A 19989-nucleotide genomic window follows, 5' to 3' on the forward strand; every position below is an offset into this window, starting at 1 on the left:
TCCGTCCCCGCCCGTCAGGAGGATCCGTGCCCAAGAGCAAGCCCCGCAAGAAGGCCGCCGCCAAGAAGAAGCAGCAGCGGCGGGAGTTCCACGCCGCGGCCGGCGCCCGCACCGTCGACATCGAGGGCGCCGCGCAGGGCACCTGGGACGACGACGCCCACGAGCTGCTCGTCGCCCGCGGCTGGGTGGCCTACCGGGACCTGGAGATGGACCAGCTCGGCGACGGGTGGGAGTGGCTGCCGTCCCAGCTGCCCCTCGACGCCGGCGTGGGCGGGGAGCCCGGGCCCACCACCGTGTTCGCCGCGGCCGAGGGCGGCTACGACGTCGAGCTGGCCAACCCGAACGGCTCCGTGGACCCGGACCGCGCGGGCCACTACGACACCCTCGAGGACCTCGCGGCGGACCTGGACAGCCTCGAGGCCTGGCGCGTGCCGGCCGACGAGTACGTCCTGCCGGACGTCCCCGCCTTCTCCGCGGACACCCCGTGGGCGATCTGCCAGCTCTGGGCCGGCGGGATGATCGACCACTGGGAGCTCGCGGCGGACCTCATCCACTTCCCGTACGAGGAGACCGAGGAGGGCTTCGCCGCGGTCGAGCGCGCCCACCGGACCGGGCTGATCCCCGCCCAGCTCTACGCCGCGATCCGCGCCGGCCGGGCCGCGTAGCCGGATCCTCTTGTCGGGGCCCCGAGCCCGGCGTAGCGTGAGCCGGGACCATCACCCTGCTGAGCACACGAGGAGCGGCATGAGCGAGACGACCCCGGACCCGGCCCAGAACAAGCCCTCCCAGGCCGAGGGGGACGTGCCGGAGGACCAGAGCGTGCAGTCGGCCGTCGACCCGGACGACAACAAGCCCTCCCAGGCCGAGGGGGACGCCCCCGAGGACGCGCCGGGCGACGACTGATCTCCGGCACTGATCCGGGGCGCACCGCCGAGAGCGGCACGCGCCCGGGATCAGTGCCGGGTCAGCCCCCGGTCGTCCCGGGCGGAGGCGTTCTTCGGCGCCCACGCGGACAGGCCGAGGAGGTCGGCCACCTCGCGGTAGTGGCTGGTGGAGAGGATCCCGAAGCCTGCCTCGACCGCGCGGCGGTAGTAGTGCACGTCCAGGGCGTCGGCCGACAGGTTCTCGTCGTAGCGGTGCAGCTCCAGGCGCATGGGCACGTTCCAGCTCCGCATCCGCAGGCTCTCCTCCATGTCCGGGACGTAGTGGCCGGCGAAGCCGATCACCCGGCGGAGGTCGGGCACCTCCCGCCGGACGTCGTCGACCGTGGGCAGGCCGTCCGGGTGGGTCGGGACGAAGTAGACGAGGTCGGGGGCGATCCTGCGGTAGACGGCCAGCTCCGTCAGCCCGTGCACGCTCACCACCACCTGGCCCTCGGCCCGGTGCGTGCGGACGAGCTCGACGACGGCCTCCGGGGTCACGTTCTTGACGTCGAGCCACAGCACCGCCCCGGCCAGCACCGCCCAGGTGAGGAACTCGCCGGCCTCCCGGATGGGGAACCGGGTGACCTCGCCGTAGTTGTCCACCAGGTGCTGGCTGAGCACGTAGTCGGCCGACTGCTCGCTCACCGGGCCGGCGCCGGTGCTCCCGTGCCCCATGACGGCCTCGTGCAGGACCACGCACCGGCCGTCGACCGTGGTGCGCAGCTCGATCTCGATCATGGTGCGCGCCCGGGTGGCCAGGACGTTCTGGGCGGACTCGAGCGCCGAGCAGGGCCAGGAACCGTCGGGGTGGAACCCGGCGCGGCGGGCGAGCAGGAGGGGCCCGTCGGCGGACAGGCGGTCGTGGCGGGTGTAGGCGGCCAGTTCGGCCGGCGAGTCGAAGACGATCGAGTGCCCTGCTGCGCGCGCCGGCACGTCGGCTGCGACGTGGTCCGGCGAGTCCGGGCGGCGGTAGTTCTTCGGCATGGGAACTCCTGGGGGGATGGGAGCGCGGACAGCGGCCGTGGGGGGACGGCCGGCGGACGGGAAGCGGGGGAACTGCCCGTCCACGTGCTCAGGGGCCCTCGGCCACCCGTGCACGCTCCAACTCTTCCACGTCCGAGGCCGAATACGTGGCTGCGATCTGCATGTCGTTGCCGCCGCGCAGGACATTGCGGGTGCTGAGGCCCCGGAAGAGCGTTCTGGGGATGGGCCGGTAGGCGGTGCGGCCGTCCCGGACGGGCCGGACGCCGGTCCCGTGGCGCAGGGCGACGGCGTGCAGCCACACGTCGTCGGCCATCGGCGCGCACGCGGTGAACGCGGTGCCGAGCTCGCGCAGGGCGTCGAGCAGGTGCGGCGGGTAGAGCACGCCGGAGGTGCCCGTGGCGAAGGTGCGGACGGACGCTCCCGCCGGGGCGCCGGGGCTCCACGTCGCGTAGGGCAGGATCCGTCCTCCGCCGAGGCGGATCCGGTGGGTGCGGTGGGCGACCACGTCGTGCGGGTGCCGTGCGTGGACCGCGAGCAGCTCCTCGAGCCACGTCGGGCCGTAGAGCACGTCGTCGTCCGCGATGACCAGCGGCAGCTCGTGCCGCGCCCGGGACCGGACGTAGGGGTAGTACTTCTGGTGGGGGCCCCAGTCCTCGGTGCACCTCAGCTCGAGGCCCCGGCGCACCAGCCGGGCCAGCGGTGCGGGCGGGTCCGCCACGACGTCGGCCTCGCGCAGCCACAGGATCAGCCGCTGCGGGCGCACGGTGCCGTGCGCCATCGACTCGACGGCCAGGTGCACCGCCCGGATCCGGCTCCCGTAGGACGTGAGGCTCACGACCACGGGCGCGTCCCCCCGCACGGGCGCGTCCGAGAAGCGGTTCCGGAGCCGGAAGTGCAGGGCGCTGCGGCTGGTGCGGAACGAGCGCAGCCAGTCGAGGACCAGCTCCCGGGACAGCACCCACCGCAGGGGGTGCCGGCGCCTCCCGCCCGGCCGGGATCTCATGAGGGGCGGGCCAGGGCTGCCCGGGCCGCCTCCCCGCCGAGCTGGAGGACGCCGGTGTCGGTCGTGACGGCGATCCAGGAGAATTTCTGCGCCCGCAGCGCGGCGGCACGCTCGGGCGTGCCGGCGTAGGCGCCCGCCAGGACACCGGCCTCGCGGCACGCGCGCACGATCGTGGGCAGGGGCGCGTCCTGCGAGGTGTCCGCGAGCAGCTCGTCGACGTCCCGGCCTAGGGCGAGCGCGAGGTCGAAGGGCCCCACGAAGACCATGTCCAGGTCCGGGACCGCCGCGATCGCCCGGACCGCTGCGACCGCGGGCTCGGTCTCGACCATGACGGCGCACAGCGGCCGGGGCACGGACGCCACCCCGGCGGCGGGGTCCCGCGTGCCGGGCAGCGGCCCCCAGCTCCGGGCGCCCCGCGGCGGGTAGTGGGCCGCGGCGACCGCGGCCTCGGCCTGTGCCGCGTCCTGGACGAGCGGCACGACGACGCCGTCGGCGCCGGCGTCCAGCGCCCGGCCGATGAGCGTGGGGTCGTTCGCGGCGACCCGGACCAGCACCGGGGCGGCCGGCTCGCGCCGCAGGGCGAAGAGACCACGGACGGCGGCGTCGTCGAAGTGGCCGTGCTGGGCGTCGACGCCCACCCAGGCGAAGCCCGCGCGCTCGAGGGCGAGCACGGTCCGGGCGTCGCCGAGCGTGGCCCACACCCCCGCACGCACCCCGTCGTCGCCGCCGTTGCCGTTGCCGTTGCCGGAAGGTTCTGCCTCGGTCATGGCCTCATTCTGGCAGGAGCCGGGCTCAGATCTCCGCGGCGGCCAGCACCGGCAGGGTGGGCGTCTCGGAGCCGCCGGCGGGCTCCACGGTCATGGCCACCGCCCCGGCCCGGTCGATGTCGCCGTCCAGCCAGACCTGCACCTGTCCGCCGCCGAAGCGCACGTCCGGCACCGGGGTCTCGTCCTGCACGAGCCACAGCTGGTACTCCCGGCCCTCCCCCGGTCCGGCGAGGTCGGAGGCGACGAACAGCGCCGCGTCCGCCTGCGCCGAGACCACCAGGGTGGCCGGGCGGCCGTCCACGTCGAGCTGGCGGGTGGTGACGTCCGGGGCGCTCAGCAGCCGGTTCTGCCGGTCCTGCTCCTGGGCCACGAGCTGCTGCTCCCGCTGCTCGGCCTGCGTGCCGACGGCCCAGCCGCCCAGGGCCGCACCGGGCAGGAGCACGGCGGCCGCGGCGGCGGCCAGCCAGCGGCGCCGGGGCCGGCGCCGCTGCGCCAGGGACACGGGCGCGTCCCCGGCCCGGTCCTCGGCCCGCTCCTCCGGCCGCCGCTCCGGGAGCGTCCCGCGTACGGCCGCGAGGACGTCCCCGCGCAGCGCCGGCGGCGGCGGCTCGGCCACGGCGGCGGCCAGGTGCGCCCCGACCTCCGCGAACGCGGCCACCTCCTCCCGGCAGGCGGCACAGCCGCGCAGATGGAGCTCGAACGCGGCGCGCTCGCCGGGCTCGAGGGCGTCCACGGCGTAGAGCGCCGCGTCGGCGTGGACGTCGCCGGCGCGGTCGTCCCCCTGGATGTCCTTCACTGCCGCACCCCCAGTGCCGATCTCAGATTGGTGAGTCCGTCGCGGATCCTGGCCTTCGCCGTGCCCAGCGGGACGTCCAGGTGCTCCGCGACCTGTCGGTGACTGTACCCCCGGTAGTAGACCAGGCAGACGGCCTCCCGCTGGAGCGGGCTGAGCCCGCCGAGCCCGGCCCGCACCTCCTCGGAGTCCAGGGACTGCTCCACCTCGCTCCAGGTGGAGTCGGAGGGGGTCTCGGCCCGCCGGACCTCGTACTGCTGGTCCCGGTCCCGCTCCCGCTGGCTCTGCCGGATCCGGTCCACGGCGCGGCGGTGGGCCATGGTGCACAACCATGCCAGGACCGTGCCGCGGCCGGCGTCGAAGCGCTCCGCCTGCTGCCATGCCATCAGGTAGACCTCCTGGACCACCTCGGCGGCGAGCTCCGGGGAGCGGAGCAGCCGCAGCACGAGTCCGTGGACCGTGGACGACGTCGCGTCGTACAGCTGGGCGAAGGCGTCCTCGTCACCGCCCGCCACGCGGCGCAGCAGCTCGACCTGTTGTTCGGTCCGCCCGGGCGCGGGGACCGGGGCCCCGGCTCTCCCGCTCCGGCCGGTCGGTCCTGGGCTCACGCGGTCTCGCTGTTCACTCGGAGAGCGGCACCCCGCCCGGGGTCCGGGCGGGAGCAGTGTCGCACTGCACCTTGCCACACCGGGTCGATGTGATGCCATCGACACACTCGTCGTCTCCATGACCGTTGTTCGTCGCGGGGCCGGCACCGGACGGGTCGGCGGTCCGTTCCGGCGCGCCGGAAACTTTTCTGCCCCCGCACCCATCCGGGCCCGTTCCGGCGCCGAACTCACCGTGCGCACACCGAAAGTGCGCACACGGCACGACCCCCCGGTACGACACAGGAGAGAATCTGATGCGCAAGTCCATGCTCCTCACAGTCCCCACCCTGGCCCTCGGCGCGCTCACCATGGCCGCCGCGCCCGCCGCCGCCCACGACTCCGACATGTGGTCCGCCCAGGCGGCGCTGAGCACCCTGAACAACTCCGGCACCACCGGCGACGTCATGGTCGACGTCCACGGCACCGAGGCCACCGTCACGATGAACGTGAGCGGCGCGGCCGAGACGTTCATGGACGGCCCGTTCCCGCACGCCCAGCACATCCACATCCACGGCCAGGGCACCTGCCCGGGCCCGGAGGCGGACGCGGACGGCGACGGCGTGGTCAACACCACCGAGGGTCACCCCTTCTACGGCATGATCGGCACCTCGCTGACCACCGAGGGCGACACCAGCCCCGACTCCGGTCTGGCCGTGGAGCGCTTCCCGGGCGGTTCCGCGTACACCTACGAGCGGACCCTGCAGCTGGACGAGGCCACCGCCGAGTCCCTGCAGAACGGCACCGCGGTCGTCGTGGTCCACGGCGTGGACCCGGCGAAGATGCCCGCCGCGGCCGCCGAGAAGATGAGCGACCTCGACCCGGCGCTGCCCGCGGCCGCGACCCTCCCGGCCGCGTGCGGCACGCTGACCGCCTCGCAGATGGGCGCGATGCCGGAGGGCGGCGCCGACACCGGCGTGGCCCAGGAGACGGGGTCCACCGCCCAGGCCGCGGCCCTTGGCGGCGGCGTCCTGGCCGCCGCGGCCGGCGCCGCGTGGGCCCTGCGCCGTCGCGCCGCGCGCGGCTGATCCGACGGGACGGTTCCTGCTGTGACGGGATCGACCACCGGTCGTCGCGGAGGCCTCCTGGCCTCCGCGACGACCGCCGTCCTGCTCGCCACCGGCTGCGCCGCGTCCGACGACGGCGCCGCGCCGGCGGTCGGCAGCACCCCGCCGGCGGCCTCGAGCACCGCCTCACCGTCGAGCACCGCCTCGCCGTCGAGCACCTCCGCGCCCTCGGGCGCGGGGGCGGCCCCGTCCGCGACGGGGAGGCCGACCGCCGCCGCAACTGACGGTCCAGCGGACGGCCCCGCGGTCCTGGGCGCGTCGGAGCCGGTCTCCCTGTCCGTCCCGGCCACCGGCACGGAGTCCGAGCTGCTGCACCTGGGCCTGCGCGAGGACGGCTCGCTCGAGGTTCCGCCCGAGGGGCCCGGCTCCCCGGCGAGCTGGTACACCGGGTCCCCCACCCCCGGCGAGCGCGGCCCGGCCGTGCTGCTGGGCCACGTCAACGCCACGGGCGGCGGCCCCGGGGTCTTCGCCGGGCTGCGGGCCCTGGAACCCGGCGACACGATCGAGGTGGCCCGGGAGGACGGGTCCACGGCGGTCTTCGCCGTCGACCGCGGGGAGCAGTACGGCAAGGACGACTTCCCCACCCTCGAGGTCTACGGCAACACGGAGGGGTCCGAGCTGCGGCTGATCACCTGCGACGGCTTCGACCCGGCCACCGGGGAGTTCGACGACAACTACGTGGTCTACGCGTCCCTGGTGCCCTGAGCGGCGCAGCCCTGGGAACGAGCGCTGGTGCCCACCGCCCCGGCCTCGCGCGGAGAACGACCCTTCCCTAGGCTTCTGCGCAGGGAACGGCCGTTCTCTGCATCTGTCGCACCAGCGAGAGGTCGCACCAGCGAGAGGAAGAGCCTCCATGGGTCACATCACCGTCGGCACCGAGAACAGCACCGACATCGAGCTGTACTACGAGGACCACGGCAGCGGTCAGCCCGTCGTCCTCATCCACGGGTACCCCCTGGACGGCTCGTCCTGGGAGAAGCAGACCGCCGCCCTGCTCGGGGCCGGCTATCGCGTGATCACCTACGACCGCCGCGGCTTCGGCCGCTCGAGCCAACCGACGACGGGCTACGACTACGACACCTTCGCCGCCGACCTCGACACCGTACTGAGCACCCTCGACCTGAACGACGTGGTCCTGGTGGGCTTCTCCATGGGGACCGGGGAGGTGGGTCGCTACCTCGGGACCTACGGATCCTCGCGGGTGGCGAAGGCGGCCTTCCTGGGCCCGCTCGAGCCGTACCTGCTGCAGACCGAGGACAACCCCACGGGCGTGCCCCAGGACGTCTTCGACGGCCTGGCCGCGGCCGTGACCGCCGACCGCTACGCGTTCTTCGCCGAGTTCTTCGGCAACTTCTTCAACACGGACACGTTCCTGGGCACGGACCGGCTGAGCCAGGAGGTCGTGGACGCCTGCCGGAGCATCGCCGCCCGCTCCGGGGCCGTGGCGTCGGTGGCCGCCCAGCCCGCCTGGCTGACCGACTTCCGGGCCGACATCCCCAAGATCGACGTGCCGGCCCTGATCGTGCACGGCACCGCGGACAACATCCTGCCCATCGACGCCACCGGCCGGCAGTTCCACCAGGCCCTCCCGCAGGCGGAGTACGTCGAGATCGAGGGCGCCCCGCACGGGCTGCTCTGGACCCACGGCGCGGAGGTCAACGAGGCGCTGCTGGACTTCCTCGCCCGGTAGCCGCCCCGACCCCCGGCGGGAGGGCCCTGCGCCGCCGGGACGACGACGGACCCCACCTGCCGTGCGCTCGAGGCGCGGCGGGCGGGGTCCGCTCCGTTCCCGGGGCCCGGGAACCGTCAGTGGCGGGGGCCCTCGTGGCCGGGCACGTCACCGGGGTGGTCGGTCCCGGCCGGTCCTCCCGGCTGCCCGTCCGGGCGCTCGCCGGCGGCGGGGCCGCCCGTGGTCGGGCCGCCGGTCGCCGGGCCGCCCGTGCTGGGGCCGCCGGAGCTCCGGTCGCCGGGGGCGCGGCCCCCGCCGAGGAACTGGCGGGCCTTCTGCTGGACCGTGTCCACGTGGCGCTCGTACTTGCGCCCGGTGCGCTTGTCCACGAAGCTGCCGGCCTGGTCGAGGACCTTGTCGACCTTGTCCGGGTTGCGCTGGGCGAGCTGCTTGGCCTTGGCCGTGAGCCCCTTGAAGTTCACCATCACGTCTCCTTCCGAGAGTGGTCACCGCGCGCGGGAGCGCCGCGGTGCTGCCGCCAGTCCATCACGCGGAGCTGTCCGCCGGCTGGCCGAGGCCGGGAGGCCGGCGCTCCTGGCCGACCACGTGCTGGAAGCGCAGCAGGTTGTCCGGGTCGTAGAGCGCCTTGGCCCGGACCAGACGGGCGTAGACCTCCTCGGACCACGCCCGGGCGTGCTCGCTCTCCCCGCCCGGGACCCCGTGCATGTTCACGAAGGCCCGGCCCGTGGACCACGGGGCCATGGCCTGCAGGATCTCGGCCAGCGCCCGGGGCGTCGCCGCGGCCACGTGGGGCGCGAGCCAGCCGATGAGCTCCAGGAAAAACGCCGCGTCCCGCCCCGAGACCGCGTCCTCGACGCCGTCGGTCCGGGCGAAGGCTCCGCCCATCAGCCGGATCCCCACCTCCGGCAGCGGGCACCGGCTGCCGGGCCCGGCGCTCTGCAGCAGCGTCATGACCGCGGCGGCGTCGAACTCCCGCAGGAACTCCCCGGTGAGCACGTAGAGACCCGGCTCGGTGGCGTCCATGTGCACCTGGTCGATGTCCCGGTAGTCCATGGGCCCCACCAGGTCCAGGACCGGCCGGGATACCGCCCGCATCGGCGCGAGGACCCGGGCGCCCTCCTCCTCCGGGCCGACCCAGCAGAAGCGCAGGTGCACGAGCATCCGCTTGTGCAGCTGCTCGGGGACGGTCGGGTCGTGCGGCATCCAGCGCAGGGCCACGGACGTCGAGGCGCGCTCCGGCAGGGTGGGCGCCCACCGGCTGAACGCGCTCAGCACCTCCTGGGCGTCGGTGCCGGGGTAGAAGATCCCGCCGCCGTAGAGCTCCTCCAGGGGGACGAGGCCCATGGTCATCGCGGTGACGAGGCCCAGGTTGCCCTTGCCCCCGCGCAGCAGGGCGAACAGCTCCGGCTCGTGCCGGGCGTCCACGTGGCGCAGCCGCCCGTCGGGGGTCACCACCTCGAGGCCCAGCAGATGGTCGGCGGCGAAGCCGAAGATCCGCCCGAGCACCGGCAGCCCGCCGCCCAGGGTGTAGCCGACCGCCCCCGCGTCGCTGGCCGAACCGGTGAGGACCGCGAGGCCGTGGGGCGCGACTGCGTCGATCACGCGGCGCCACCGCACGCCGGCGCCGATCCGCGCGGTCCGGCGGCGGGGGTCGACCTCGATCTCCTGCATCCGGTGGGTCGTGACGAGCACTCCGCCCTCCATGGGCTGGTCCGCGCCGTGGCCCGTGGACTGCACCCCCACGGGCTCGTGGTGGGCGGCGGCCCACCGCATCACGGCCACCACGTCGGCGGCGTCGGTCACGCCCGCCACCGCGTCCGGGTGGTGGACGGCGGCCAGGTTGAAGCCGGCGACCTCCTGCGCGAAGCCGGCCTCGTCCGGCAGCAGGACCGGGCCGCGGACCTGCCGGTGGAGTTCTTCCACGTCCGTTCTCGAGATCATCGCGGGCCCCCTCGGCACCGGCGATCCGCGGTGCGGGGCCGCTCGGGCCCGCAGGCGCCGCAGAACAGGTCCATTCTCCCACGCGGGCCCGCCGATGCGTCCTCCGGACCGTGCACGAAATCGTCACGGGGCGCCGGCGGGCACGACCCGGACGACACGGCCGGACCAGGGCCGCCGGGAGGGTCAGTCGCGCTCGAGCGGCAGGGCGGGCGCCAGCCGGCGCAGGGACGTGAACGTGGGCACGAGGGCCTCGTAGAGCTGCTCGAACACCGGCTGCAGGGACGCGTGGACCGCGGCGTCGGCGGCGTCCGGGCGCACCACGGACTCGACCTCCACCAGGTCCGCGGCCACGTCGACGGACTCGATCAGCCCGAGCGCCTGCATCCCGAGCAGCGCGGCGCCGAACCCGGAGCCCTCGTGGCCCGAGGCGAAGGAGATGTCCGTGCCGAGGACGTCGGCGAGCAGCTGCCGCCACAGCGGGCTGCGGGCGAAGCCGCCGGTGGCGCGGATCTGCTCCACGGCCAGACCGGCCGAGCGCATCGACTGCAGGACCAGGCCGAGCTGCTGGCACACCCCCTCCAGGGCCGCGCGCACCAGGTGCGCGCGGCGGTGGGCGCGGGTCAGCCCCACGTAGGCGCCCTTGGGCAGGGAGCTCCAGTGCGGGGCGCGCTCGCTCAGCAGGTAGGGCAGCATGAGCAGCCCCCCGGACCCGGCCGGGACGCTCCCCGCGAGCGCGAGCAGCTCCTCCTCCGGCTCCTCCCCCAGGTCGGGGGCGAGGGCGTCCCCGGCCCAGCCCAGGACCACGCCGCCGTTGTTGATCGCCCCGCCGACCACCCAGCGCCCCGGGGTCAGGGCGTAGCAGAAGACCCGCCCCAGCGGGTCCACCACGGGACGGTCGACGACGACGCGCAGCGCGCCGCTCGTGCCGATCGAGCAAGCCGCCACCCCGGGCCGGACCGCGCCCAGGCCGAGGTTGGCCAGCGGGCCGTCGCTGGCCCCCACCACCACGGGCACGGTGGCGGGCAGCCCCGTGGCCCGGGCGCCCTCGTCCGTGAGCCCGGGCAGGACGTGGGTGGTGGGCACCAGCTCGGGCAGCTGCTCGGGCAGGATCCCGGCGTGGGCGAGGGCCTCGCCGTCCCAGGCCAGCTCGTGGATGTTCATCAGACCGGTGGCCGAGGCCACCGAGTGGTCCACCACGAGCGCGTCGCACAGCCGCAGCAGCACGAACTCCTTGATGCCGGCCCAGAAGGCGACGCGCTCGCACAGCTTGGGCTCCTGGTCGTGGAACCACACGAGCTTGGGCAGCGGCGACATGGGGTGCACCGGAGTGCCCGTGCGCCGGTGCAGGGCGAGGCCGCCCGCGCTCGCGCGCAGCCGCTCCGCCTGGACGCTGGCCCGGGTGTCCGCCCAGGTGACGAGCGTGGTGAGGGGCTCGCCCTCGGGCGAGAGCCCGAGCAGGCTGTGCATCGCGGCGCTGAAGGACAGTCCCGCCACGCGCTCCGTCCCGACCTCCCCGGCCACCGCGCGGACGGTGTCCAGCACCGCCTGCAGGATCAGCTCGGGGTCCTGCACGGCGTGGCCGGGGTGCGGCTCCTCCAGGGGGTAGCCGGCCGAGGCGGCGGCGAGCTGCTCACCGCCCACGGCGAAGGCCACGGCCTTGGTGCTCGTGGTGCCGATGTCGACGCCCACCACCACGGGATCCGGGTGCCCGGTGCCGGCCGGCCCCGGCATCAGCGCGGCTCCCCGGGGGCCAGGGACACGAGGACCTTGCCGGAGACCGCGGAGTCGCGGGCCGTGGCGAACGCCTCCACGGCCCGGTCGGCGGGGAACTCGTGCGTGACCACGTCCTCGATCCCGGGACGGTCGGCGAGCAGCCCGATCGCCTCGTCGATCTCGTCGTCGAACCGGAAGGACCCGCGCAGCTGGAGCTCCTTGGAGACCAGCGGGGCCAGGTTCACGGGCCGCGCCTCGTCCGGCACCATCCCCACCTGGACGACGACGCCGCCGCGGCGGGCGCCCACCAGCGCGGGGCTCACGGCCGCGGGCACGCCGGAGCACTCGAGCACCATGTCGAACGCCCCGGACGGGATCTGCTCGGCCCCCACCCGGACGGTGCCGTGCACGCCGAGCGCCCGGGCCCGCTCGAGCGGGCCCTCGAGGACGTCGGTGGCCACGACCTCGGCCGAGCCCCGGGCCAGGGCCGCCGCGGCGGTGAGCAGGCCGATCGGCCCGGACCCGGAGACGAGCACGCGCCGGCCGGTCACGTCCCCGGCCACGGTGAGCCCGTGCAGGGCCACGGCCAGCGGCTCGGCGAGCGCGGCCCGGCGCAGCGGCAGGCCGGCCGGGAGCACCCGGACCATGTCCCGGCGGACCAGCAGGTACTCGCTCATCCCTCCTTGGGTGTGCGGCCGGGTGGAGGCGCTGCCCAGGTAGGCCCCGCCGGGCCACAGGTGGCGCCGGTCCTCGATCCCGGGCTGGGGTGTGCCGAAGGTGGCCGGGTGGACCGTCACCGGGGTGCCGGGGGCGAGCTCGCCGGCGGGGTCCAGGTCCACCGTCCCGGAGACCTCGTGCCCGGGCACGAGAGGCTCCCGGACCACGTACTCGCCGTTGGCGCCCTCGGCCCAGTAGTGCAGGTCCGACCCGCACACCCCGCCGTAGGCGATCCGGAGCCGGACCTGCCCCTCGGCAGGTTCCGGGGTGGGCACCTCCTCGACGCGCAGGTCGTCCTTGCCGTGGATCACGATGGCCTTCATGAGCTCTCCTCCTGGTGCGTCCCGGAGCCTCACGGCGAGGTGCGGGACGATGTGTGCCCGTCGGTGCACGCCGGGCGGGTGGTGCGGCGGACCCGGGTCAGAGGACGGAGGTCATGCCGCCGTCGACCAGGACGTTGTGCCCCGAGACGAAGCTGGAGGCGTCCGAGCACAGGTAGACCAGCGTGCCCACGAGCTCCTCGACCTGCCCCCAGCGCCGGGCCGGGGTGCGCTCGACCACCCAGTGGTTGAACGCCTCGTCCTCGATCAGCGCCTGATTCATCTCGGTGGCGAAGTACCCGGGCGAGATCGCGTTGACCTGGATGTTGTGCCGGGCGAGGTCCGCGGCCATGCCCTTGGTGAGCATGACCACCCCGCCCTTGGTGGCCGAGTACGGGGCGATGGTCTGCCGGGCGAGCACCGACTGCACGGAGCCGATGTTGACGATCTTGCCCGAGCCGCGCTCCTGCATGCCGGGGACCACGGCCCGGGACACGTGGAACACGCTCGAGAGGTTCGCCGCGACGATGTCCTCCCAGTCCTGGGCCGCGAACTCGGCGAAGGGGGCGCGGCGCTGGATCCCGGCGTTGTTCACCAGGATGTCCGGGACGCCGTGCTCGGCGAGGACCGCGTCGATCCCCGTCCGGACGGCCTCGGCGTCGGTGAGGTCGAAGGCCGCCGTGACCGGGGCGGTGCCCGTGCCGGCGGCGATCTCGTCGCGCACCCGGGCGAGGGCGTCGGCGTCGCGCCCGTGCAGGACCACGCGGGCCCCCGCCTCGGCGAGGCCCGTGGCCAGGGCCCGCCCCAGCCCCCGGGAGGAGCCGGTGACGAGGGCGAGCCGGCCGGTGATGTCGAAGACGTTGCGCATCCGGGGCCTCAGGCGATGTAGAAGATGACGAGGACGATGGCGAAGCCGAGGACGGACTCGAGGGCCTGCTGGACCGTCCAGGTCTTCAGCGTGGTCTTGACGTCCATGCCCATGAGCCGGCCCACGAGCCAGAAGCCGGAGTCGTTGACGTGCCCGGCGAAGACCGAGCCGGCGGCGGTGGCCAGGACCACGGCCGCGACCTCCACGGAGTTGAAGTTGCCCGCGGCCACGGCCGGTGCCATGAGCCCGGCGGCGGTGACGAGGGCCACGGTGGCCGAGCCCTGGGCCAGGCGCAGGACCACGGCGATGATGTAGGCCGCGAAGATGACGGGCAGCCCGATGCCGTCCAGCGAGGACGCCAGCGCGTCGCCGATGCCGGAGGCGCGCAGGATGCCGCCGAACATGCCGCCGGCGCCGGTGATGAGGATGACGGAGGCGACCGGGCCCAGGGAGGAGTCGATGACCTTCTCCAGGGCGGTGCCGTGCTCGCCGCGGCGGGTGCCGAGGACGAACAGGGCCACGAGGACCGAGATCAGCAGGGCGACCGGGGACTCGCCGAGGGCGGAGAGCACCTGGAACCACTCGGCGTCCTCGGAGACGGCGCCGGCGGCGCGCAGGAAGTCCAGGCCGGTGTTCATGAAGATGAGCACCAGGGGCAGCAGCAGCAGGGCGATGATGGTGCCGACCCGCGGCGGGTTGGCGGGCTGGTCGTCGTCGACGTCGCCGAAGAAGCCCGGGACGGGGAGGACGTACTTGGTGCCCACGCGCTTGCCCCAGAGGTACGCGGAGACGTACCAGAGCGGGAACGCCAGCAGCAGACCGATGAGCAGGACCATGCCGAGGTCCGCGCCGTAGAGCTCCGTGGCGGCCACGGGACCGGGGTGCGGCGGCACGAAGACGTGCATGACCGAGAACGCACCGGCGGCGGGGATGCCGTACAGGAGCACGTTGTTGCCGCTCACCCGGCGGGCGACGGCGAAGATGATCGGCAGCATGACCACGAGGCCGGCGTCGAAGAAGATCGGGAAGCCCATGATCAGGGAGGCGATGCCGAGCCCGAAGGGCGCGCGCTTCTCGCCGAAGATGTCCACGAGCTTGTCCGCGAGCACCCGGGCGCCGCCGCTGTGCTCCACGAGCTTGCCGAGCATGGCGCCGAGGCCGATGAGCAGGGCCACCGAGCCGAGCGTGCCGCCGAAGGCGGTGACCGCGGTGTCCACGATCATCCCCGTGGGGATGCCCGTGGCGAACGCCGTCAGCAGCGCCACCAGGATCAGGGTGAGGAAGGCGTGCAGCTTGAACTTGATCACCAGGACCAGGATCAGTGCGATGGCGGCTGCCGCGATCGTCAGCAGCGGCGCGGTGCCGAGGGTCTGTGTCCAGTCTTCCACTGAGTTTCTCCGTTGATCTCGTGCCTGCGCGCAGGCCCTGGGGTCTCGTCGTGAGCCACGACACACGCTAGGCTGACAGAAAGATCATACTTTTGGCAACAGGGTGGGCGCGACCGCGCCGCACATGACGGACGGAGCGTCCATGCACGGGGTGGAGCAGCACAGCGGGGTGCTGGACCGGCTCGGTGAGAGCATCGCCTCCGGGGCGCGGGCGCCCGGAACGGTCCTGACGCTCGCGGCCCTCGAGGAGGAGTTCGGGGTCTCCCGCACGCTCGTGCGGGAGGTGGTGCGCGTGCTCGAGTCCATGGGGATGGTGGAGTCCCGGCGGCGGGTGGGCGTCACCGTCCGCCCGCCGCGGGACTGGAACCCGTTCGACCCCCGGCTGATCCGGTGGCGGCTCGGCGGCCCGGGACGCGACGAGCAGCTGCGTAGCCTGACCGAGCTGCGGACCGCCATCGAGCCCGTGGCCGCCCGGCTGGCCGCGTTCCGGGCCGACGGCCCCACCCGGCGGCGACTGGTGGAGCTCGCCGCCCGGCTGCGGGAGCTCGGCGAGGCACGCCGCGGCACCGACCCCGAGTACCTGGAGGTGGACACCGCCTACCACGCGCTGCTGCTGGAGGCGAGCGGCAACCCGATGCTCGCCGCCCTGCAGGACGTGGTGGCCGAGGTGCTCTCCGGCCGCACGGCGCTCGGGCTCATGCCCCGCTCCCCGGACCCCGGCGCGCTCGAGGACCACGAGGCCACGGCCGCCGCCGTCGCCGCCGGAAACGCGGCCGAGGCCGAGGCGCGGGCGCGCGCCGTGGTGGTGGAGGTGCTCGAGGGGGTCGTCGACGTGACGGAGAACACCGCCTGATCTGGCCGATGGTCTGCTGGGCCCGGGCCGCGCCGTTCCTAGGCTGAGCGCATGGCCACACCCGTCACCGGCTACCTGTCCCGGGTCTCGGGGCCCCGCCGGAGCCCCCGCTACGACCTCCACCTGGCCTGCCTGCTGATCCTCGTGGCCGGCATGCTCAACTCGGCGGGCTTCGTGGCCGTGGCGCTCTACACCTCCCACATGACCGGTCTGACCGCGACCATGGCCGACCACCTCGTGGACGGGGACGTGGAGCTGCTGTCCCTCGGCGCGGTGGGACTGGGCGCGTTCGTGCTCGGCGGCATCTGGTGCTCGCTGCTCTTCACCTGGGGCCGGCGGCGCGGGCTCGGTTGCCGGTTCGCGAACGTGCTCGCCTTCGAGGGCGCGCTGATCCTGGTGTTCAGCCTGACCGCCGAGGCCGTCGAGGACGACCACCGCGGCCTCGTGCCCGTCGCCGTCCTGTGCTTCACCATGGGGATGCAGAACGCGCTCCTCAGCAAGGTCGCCGACATCCCCGTGCGCACCACCCACGTCACCGGGATGGTCACCGACATCGCGATCGAGCTCGGCAGGATGCTCTACCCCCACCGCACACCGGGCCCGGAACCGGTCCGAGCGGACCGCAGGAAGCTGCGGGTCCTGACCACCCTCGTGGGCCTGTTCTTCCTGGGCGGCGTGGCCGGGACGGTCGGCTACCTGGCCGCGGGGTTCTCCTTCCTGGTGCCGGTCGCCCTGCTGCTGCTGGTCCTGGCCTACCGTCCGGTGGCCCGGGACCTCTCCCGCAGGCGCCCGCCCGCCCGCGCGTTCCTGTGAGCCGGCGCCCCCGCCCGTAGGCTGGGCCCATGGGCATCTCGGAGACCGACCGCGGACACCTGCGACGCTGCGTGGAGCTGGCCCGCGAGTCCCTCGACGCCGGGGACGAGCCGTTCGGCTCGGTGCTGGTCTCCGCCCGGGGGGAGGTCCTGTTCGAGGACCGCAACCGGGTGGCCGGCGGTGACGCGACCCGCCACCCCGAGTTCGAGATCGCCCGGTGGGCGGCCGCCCACCTGACCCCGGAGCAGCGCTCCGCGGCCACGGTCTACACCTCGGGCGAGCACTGCCCCATGTGCTCGGCGGCCCACGCCTGGGTGGGGCTGGGCCGCATCGTCCACGCCTCCTCCTCGGCGCAGCTCGGCCGGTGGCTGGACGAGCTCGGCGCCCCGCCCGCCCCCGTCGCGGCGCTGCCGATCACCCAGGTGGCCCCGGGGGTGCCCGTGGACGGCCCCTGCCCCGAGCTGGCGCCGGCGGTGCGTGACCTGCACCGCCGGCTGCACCTCATCCGGAAAAGGACCGGGACCGACCCGCGAGGTCCCGGCTGACGGCCACCGCGCCCGGCGGCGTCGCCGTCAGCCGCAACCTCGGCGCGGGGTGGCCAGGGGCCCCGTCCGGGGACCAGGATGGAAGGGTACGTCCGGTGGGCGGCGCCCGCCGGAACCGTTCGACGAGAGGAACGATCATGGTGGACATGGGAGGATTCGCGGACAAGGCGAAGAACCTTGCGGACCAGCACCCGGACAAGGTGCAGCAGGGCATCGACCGGGGCGGCGACGCCGTCGACGAGCGCACCGGCAACAAGTACGAGGGCCAGGTGGACCAGGCCCAGGAGAAGGCCGGCGGCTTCCTCGGCGCCGACGAGCAGGACCAGCAGCAGAACTGATCCGCGGCCGCTGACCTCGGCCCCGCCCGCCTCCCGGCGCGCGGGGCCGAGGCCTGTCAGGCCAGCGCTGCGGCCAGGTAGGGCGCCGTGCGGCTGGCCGGGCACGCAGCGACCTCGGCCGGGGTGCCGGCGCACACGATCCGCCCGCCGGCCTCGCCGCCGGACGGGCCCATGTCGATCACCCAGTCCGAGGACGCCACCACGTCCATGGCGTGCTCCACCACCACCACGGTGTTGCCGGCGTCCACCAGGCGGTTCAGCTGGCGCAGCAGCAGCTGCACGTCCTGCGGGTGCAGGCCGGTGGTGGGCTCGTCCAGGAGGTACAGGGTGTGGCCGCGGCGGGCCCGCTGCAGCTCGGTGGCCAGCTTGATCCGCTGCGCCTCGCCCCCGGAGAGCTCGGTGGCCGGCTGGCCGAGCCGCAGGTAGCCGAGCCCCACGTCGAGCAGGGTGCGCAGGCTGCGCGCGGCGGTCGGGACGTCCGCGAGGAACTCCGCGGCGGCCTCCACCCGCATGCCCAGGACGTCGGCGATGCTCCGCCCCCGGTGGGTCACCTCCAGGGTCTCCGGGTTGTAGCGGGCGCCCTGGCAGTCGGGGCAGGGCCCGTAGGTGCCGGGCAGGAACAGCAGCTCGACGGCCAGGAAGCCCTCGCCCTGGCACGTCTCGCACCGGCCGCCGGTCACGTTGAAGGAGAACCGTCCGGCCCCGTAGCCGCGGGCCCGCGCCTCGTCGGTGGCGGCGTAGAGCTTGCGGACCGCGTCGAACAGTCCCGTGTAGGTCGCCAGGTTGGAGCGCGGGGTGCGGCCGATGGGCCGCTGGTCCACCCGGATCAGCCGGTCCAGGTGCTCCAGGCCCTCGACGGCGCCCACCCGTGCCCCGGCGGCGGGCGCGGCGTCGTCCTCGGCGTCGGCGGGCGCCGCCCCGCCGTGCACGTGCCGGCCGACCGTCTCGGCCAGGACCTGGCTGACCAGCGTGGACTTGCCCGAGCCGGAGACCCCGGTGACGGCGGTGAGCACGCCCAGGGGGATCTCCGCGTCGAGGTCCACCAGGTTGTGGCGCGTGACGCCGCGCAGCCGCAGCCGCCGCTCGACCGGGCGCGGCGTGCGCTCCGCCGTCGTGCCGCCCGGAGGATCGTCGGGCGAGCCGTCGGAAGAGCCGTGCGGGGCGCCGTCCGGGAACAGGAAGGGGCGCGTGGCGGACTCCGCCACGTCGGCCAGGCCGGGCACGGGGCCGCTGTACAGCACCGCGCCGCCGCGGTCCCCGGCCTGGGGCCCCACGTCCACGACCCAGTCGGAGCGCCGCACCACGGCCATGTCGTGCTCCACCACGAACACCGAGTTCCCTGAGGCCTTCAGCTCCTCGAGCACGGCCAGCAGCGGCTCGGCGTCGGCCGGGTGCAGGCCCGCCGAGGGCTCGTCGAGCACGTAGACCACGCCGAAGAGCCCGGAGCGCAGCTGGGTGGCGATCCGCAGCCGCTGCATCTCCCCCGGGGAGAGCGTGGGCGTGGAACGGTCCAGGCTCAGGTAGCCCAGTCCCAGGTCCAGGAGCACCTGCAGCCGGGCGAGCAGGTCCTTGGCAATGGTCACCGCGGCCTCGCTGCGCTCCCCCGAGGACACCGCCCGGGAGGCCGTCCCGGCGTGCTCCAGGGCGGCGGTGGGCCGGACCACCTCGGCCAGCTCGCCGAGGGACGCCCCGTTGAGCTCGGCGATGCTCCGGCCCGCGAAGGTCACGGCGAGCGCCTCGGGGCGCAGGCCGCTGCCGGCGCACGCGGGGCAGGGTCCCGTGACCACGTACTGCAGGACGCGCTCGCGCATCTGCTGGCTCGCGGAGTCCGCCAGGGTGTGCAGCACGTAGCTCTTCGCGCTCCAGAACCGGCCCTTGTACGGCTTCGCCACCCGGTCCCGCTGCGGGGTGATCTCCACGACCGGCTGCTCCTCGGTGAACAGGATCCAGTCGCGCTCCTCCCGCGGCAGCTCGCGCCAGGGGACGTCGACGTCGTGGCCCAGGTGGCTCAGGATGTCGCGCAGGTTCTTGCCCTGCCACGCGCCGGGCCACGCCGCGACGGCCCCGTCCCGGATGCTGAGCCCCGGGTCCGGGACCAGGGAGGGCTCGGTGACGTCGTGCACGGTGCCCAGGCCCGAGCACCGGGGGCACGCGCCGGCGGCGGTGTTGGGCGAGAAGGCGTCCGAGTCCAGGCTCCCCGCGGCGGAGTCCGGGTAGGTGCCCGCCCGGGAGAAGAGCATGCGCATCGAGTTGGACAGCGTGGTGAGGGTGCCCACGGTGGAGCGCGAGCTGGGCGCGCCGCGCCGCTGCTGCAGGGCCACGGCGGGCGGCAGCCCGGTGATCCCCTCGACCGCGGGGTTGTGCCCCTGCTGGATCAGGCGCCGCGCGTACGGTGCCACGGACTCGAGGTAGCGCCGCTGCGCCTCGGCGTAGATGGTGCCGAAGGCCAGGGAGGACTTCCCTGACCCGGAGACGCCGGTGAAGGCGACGATCGCGTCGCGGGGGACGTCCACGTCCACGTGGCGCAGGTTGTTCTCGGAGGCTCCCCGGACCCGGACCATGCCGGTGCGGGTGGTGGCGGAGGCGGCGGTCGGGGCGGTGTCGGGGTGGGTGCTCACCGCC

Annotated in this window: 21 protein-coding genes; 9 read left to right on the forward strand and 12 right to left on the reverse strand. The window is 74.6% G+C overall.

What is annotated here, in order from left to right; translation table 11 throughout:
- Positions 1 to 26 precede the first annotated feature (26 nt).
- Positions 27 to 665, forward strand: a complete 639-nt coding sequence (locus RF644_RS04210) for a hypothetical protein (RefSeq protein ID WP_017834996.1) — start codon at positions 27 to 29, stop codon at positions 663 to 665.
- Between the two features lie 79 nt (positions 666 to 744).
- Entirely contained in the window at positions 745 to 903 is a 159-nt protein-coding gene (locus RF644_RS04215) for a hypothetical protein (protein WP_368795534.1), read from the forward strand.
- Between the two features lie 50 nt (positions 904 to 953).
- Here RF644_RS04215 and RF644_RS04220 read toward each other — a convergent pair whose 3' ends face one another.
- From RF644_RS04220 to sigK, 5 genes are all read right to left on the reverse strand, one after another.
- Positions 954 to 1907 carry a hypothetical protein gene (locus tag RF644_RS04220; protein ID WP_017834998.1) on the reverse strand — a complete coding sequence of 318 codons (954 nt, stop codon included), beginning with the start codon at positions 1905 to 1907 and terminating at the stop codon, positions 954 to 956.
- An 88-nt stretch (positions 1908 to 1995) separates the two neighbouring features.
- Positions 1996 to 2910 (reverse strand): hypothetical protein, encoded by a 915-nt coding sequence (locus RF644_RS04225; protein ID WP_368795535.1) that lies wholly within the window; start codon positions 2908 to 2910, stop codon positions 1996 to 1998.
- A complete protein-coding gene (locus tag RF644_RS04230) occupies positions 2907 to 3677 on the reverse strand; it encodes an aldolase/citrate lyase family protein (RefSeq protein WP_368795536.1) in 771 nt (256 codons plus the stop codon). Before RF644_RS04230 ends, RF644_RS04225 begins: the two co-directional genes overlap by 4 nt.
- Before the next feature lie 25 nt (positions 3678 to 3702).
- On the reverse strand, positions 3703 to 4473 hold the full coding sequence (locus tag RF644_RS04235; RefSeq protein WP_368795537.1) for an anti-sigma factor: 771 nt from the start codon (positions 4471 to 4473) through the stop codon (positions 3703 to 3705).
- On the reverse strand, positions 4470 to 5078 hold the full coding sequence (gene sigK / locus RF644_RS04240) for an ECF RNA polymerase sigma factor SigK (protein ID WP_368795538.1): 609 nt from the start codon (positions 5076 to 5078) through the stop codon (positions 4470 to 4472). The genes RF644_RS04235 and sigK overlap by 4 nt, the downstream gene beginning before the upstream one ends.
- Before the next feature lie 293 nt (positions 5079 to 5371).
- On the opposite strand from sigK, the gene RF644_RS04245 reads away from it, so the two are divergent.
- The 3 genes from RF644_RS04245 to RF644_RS04255 all read left to right on the forward strand — a co-directional run bounded on the left by RF644_RS04245 (position 5372) and on the right by RF644_RS04255 (position 7871).
- A complete protein-coding gene (locus RF644_RS04245) occupies positions 5372 to 6142 on the forward strand; it encodes a hypothetical protein (protein WP_017835002.1) in 771 nt (256 codons plus the stop codon).
- Between the two features lie 21 nt (positions 6143 to 6163).
- Complete coding sequence (locus tag RF644_RS04250) at positions 6164 to 6886, forward strand: class F sortase (RefSeq protein WP_368795539.1); 723 nt, start codon at positions 6164 to 6166, stop codon at positions 6884 to 6886.
- 148 nt (positions 6887 to 7034) lie between these two features.
- Positions 7035 to 7871: an alpha/beta fold hydrolase gene (locus RF644_RS04255; protein WP_368795540.1), complete on the forward strand. Its 837-nt coding sequence runs from the start codon at positions 7035 to 7037 to the stop codon at positions 7869 to 7871.
- A gap of 116 nt (positions 7872 to 7987) precedes the next feature.
- On the opposite strand, the gene RF644_RS04260 is transcribed toward RF644_RS04255, so the two are convergent.
- The 6 genes from RF644_RS04260 to RF644_RS04285 all read right to left on the reverse strand — a co-directional run bounded on the left by RF644_RS04260 (position 7988) and on the right by RF644_RS04285 (position 14818).
- A complete protein-coding gene (locus tag RF644_RS04260; protein WP_368795541.1) occupies positions 7988 to 8335 on the reverse strand; it encodes an Rv0909 family putative TA system antitoxin in 348 nt (115 codons plus the stop codon).
- A gap of 61 nt (positions 8336 to 8396) precedes the next feature.
- Positions 8397 to 9812, reverse strand: coding sequence for an FAD-binding oxidoreductase (locus tag RF644_RS04265; protein WP_368795542.1), 1416 nt, complete (start codon positions 9810 to 9812; stop codon positions 8397 to 8399).
- A gap of 183 nt (positions 9813 to 9995) precedes the next feature.
- Positions 9996 to 11543 carry a gluconokinase gene (locus tag RF644_RS04270; protein WP_368795543.1) on the reverse strand — a complete coding sequence of 516 codons (1548 nt, stop codon included), beginning with the start codon at positions 11541 to 11543 and terminating at the stop codon, positions 9996 to 9998.
- Complete coding sequence (locus tag RF644_RS04275) at positions 11543 to 12565, reverse strand: L-idonate 5-dehydrogenase (protein WP_368795544.1); 1023 nt, start codon at positions 12563 to 12565, stop codon at positions 11543 to 11545. Before RF644_RS04275 ends, RF644_RS04270 begins: the two co-directional genes overlap by 1 nt.
- Before the next feature lie 97 nt (positions 12566 to 12662).
- A complete protein-coding gene (locus RF644_RS04280; protein WP_017835009.1) occupies positions 12663 to 13430 on the reverse strand; it encodes a glucose 1-dehydrogenase in 768 nt (255 codons plus the stop codon).
- Positions 13431 to 13438: 8 nt separating this feature from the next.
- Entirely contained in the window at positions 13439 to 14818 is a 1380-nt protein-coding gene (locus tag RF644_RS04285; protein ID WP_035924441.1) for a GntP family permease, read from the reverse strand.
- A gap of 142 nt (positions 14819 to 14960) precedes the next feature.
- Here RF644_RS04285 and RF644_RS04290 point away from each other — a divergent pair, with 142 nt between their 5' ends.
- From RF644_RS04290 to RF644_RS04305, 4 genes are all read left to right on the forward strand, one after another.
- On the forward strand, positions 14961 to 15671 hold the full coding sequence (locus RF644_RS04290; RefSeq protein ID WP_368795545.1) for a FadR/GntR family transcriptional regulator: 711 nt from the start codon (positions 14961 to 14963) through the stop codon (positions 15669 to 15671).
- Positions 15672 to 15722: 51 nt separating this feature from the next.
- Positions 15723 to 16484, forward strand: a complete 762-nt coding sequence (locus tag RF644_RS04295) for a YoaK family protein (RefSeq protein ID WP_133409672.1) — start codon at positions 15723 to 15725, stop codon at positions 16482 to 16484.
- Between the two features lie 29 nt (positions 16485 to 16513).
- The gene (locus RF644_RS04300; protein WP_368795546.1) at positions 16514 to 17029 is read left to right on the forward strand and encodes a nucleoside deaminase; all 516 of its coding nucleotides are present in this window, start codon (positions 16514 to 16516) and stop codon (positions 17027 to 17029) included.
- A gap of 137 nt (positions 17030 to 17166) precedes the next feature.
- Complete coding sequence (locus tag RF644_RS04305; RefSeq protein WP_368795547.1) at positions 17167 to 17367, forward strand: antitoxin; 201 nt, start codon at positions 17167 to 17169, stop codon at positions 17365 to 17367.
- Between the two features lie 56 nt (positions 17368 to 17423).
- Here RF644_RS04305 and RF644_RS04310 read toward each other — a convergent pair whose 3' ends face one another.
- The gene (locus RF644_RS04310; protein WP_368795798.1) at positions 17424 to 19928 is read right to left on the reverse strand and encodes an ABC transporter; all 2505 of its coding nucleotides are present in this window, start codon (positions 19926 to 19928) and stop codon (positions 17424 to 17426) included.
- Positions 19929 to 19989: the final 61 nt, after the last annotated feature.

The organism is Kocuria sp. CPCC 205258 (assembly GCF_040981005.1).
GTDB classification, from domain to species: domain Bacteria; phylum Actinomycetota; class Actinomycetes; order Actinomycetales; family Micrococcaceae; genus Kocuria; species Kocuria rosea.

Coding starts and splice junctions, on each gene's coding strand:
- RF644_RS04215 (WP_368795534.1), top strand. CDS start 745: ATGAGCGAGACGACCCCGGACCCGGCCCAGAACAAGCCCTCCCAGGCC.
- RF644_RS04220 (WP_017834998.1), bottom strand. CDS start 1,907: ATGCCGAAGAACTACCGCCGCCCGGACTCGCCGGACCACGTCGCAGCC.
- RF644_RS04225 (WP_368795535.1), bottom strand. CDS start 2,910: ATGAGATCCCGGCCGGGCGGGAGGCGCCGGCACCCCCTGCGGTGGGTG.
- RF644_RS04230 (WP_368795536.1), bottom strand. CDS start 3,677: ATGACCGAGGCAGAACCTTCCGGCAACGGCAACGGCAACGGCGGCGAC.
- RF644_RS04245 (WP_017835002.1), top strand. CDS start 5,372: ATGCGCAAGTCCATGCTCCTCACAGTCCCCACCCTGGCCCTCGGCGCG.
- RF644_RS04255 (WP_368795540.1), top strand. CDS start 7,035: ATGGGTCACATCACCGTCGGCACCGAGAACAGCACCGACATCGAGCTG.
- RF644_RS04260 (WP_368795541.1), bottom strand. CDS start 8,335: ATGGTGAACTTCAAGGGGCTCACGGCCAAGGCCAAGCAGCTCGCCCAG.
- RF644_RS04265 (WP_368795542.1), bottom strand. CDS start 9,812: ATGATCTCGAGAACGGACGTGGAAGAACTCCACCGGCAGGTCCGCGGC.
- RF644_RS04270 (WP_368795543.1), bottom strand. CDS start 11,543: ATGCCGGGGCCGGCCGGCACCGGGCACCCGGATCCCGTGGTGGTGGGC.
- RF644_RS04275 (WP_368795544.1), bottom strand. CDS start 12,565: ATGAAGGCCATCGTGATCCACGGCAAGGACGACCTGCGCGTCGAGGAG.
- RF644_RS04280 (WP_017835009.1), bottom strand. CDS start 13,430: ATGCGCAACGTCTTCGACATCACCGGCCGGCTCGCCCTCGTCACCGGC.
- RF644_RS04290 (WP_368795545.1), top strand. CDS start 14,961: ATGCACGGGGTGGAGCAGCACAGCGGGGTGCTGGACCGGCTCGGTGAG.
- RF644_RS04295 (WP_133409672.1), top strand. CDS start 15,723: ATGGCCACACCCGTCACCGGCTACCTGTCCCGGGTCTCGGGGCCCCGC.
- RF644_RS04300 (WP_368795546.1), top strand. CDS start 16,514: ATGGGCATCTCGGAGACCGACCGCGGACACCTGCGACGCTGCGTGGAG.
- RF644_RS04305 (WP_368795547.1), top strand. CDS start 17,167: ATGGTGGACATGGGAGGATTCGCGGACAAGGCGAAGAACCTTGCGGAC.
- RF644_RS04310 (WP_368795798.1), bottom strand. CDS start 19,928: ATGGTCCGGGTCCGGGGAGCCTCCGAGAACAACCTGCGCCACGTGGAC.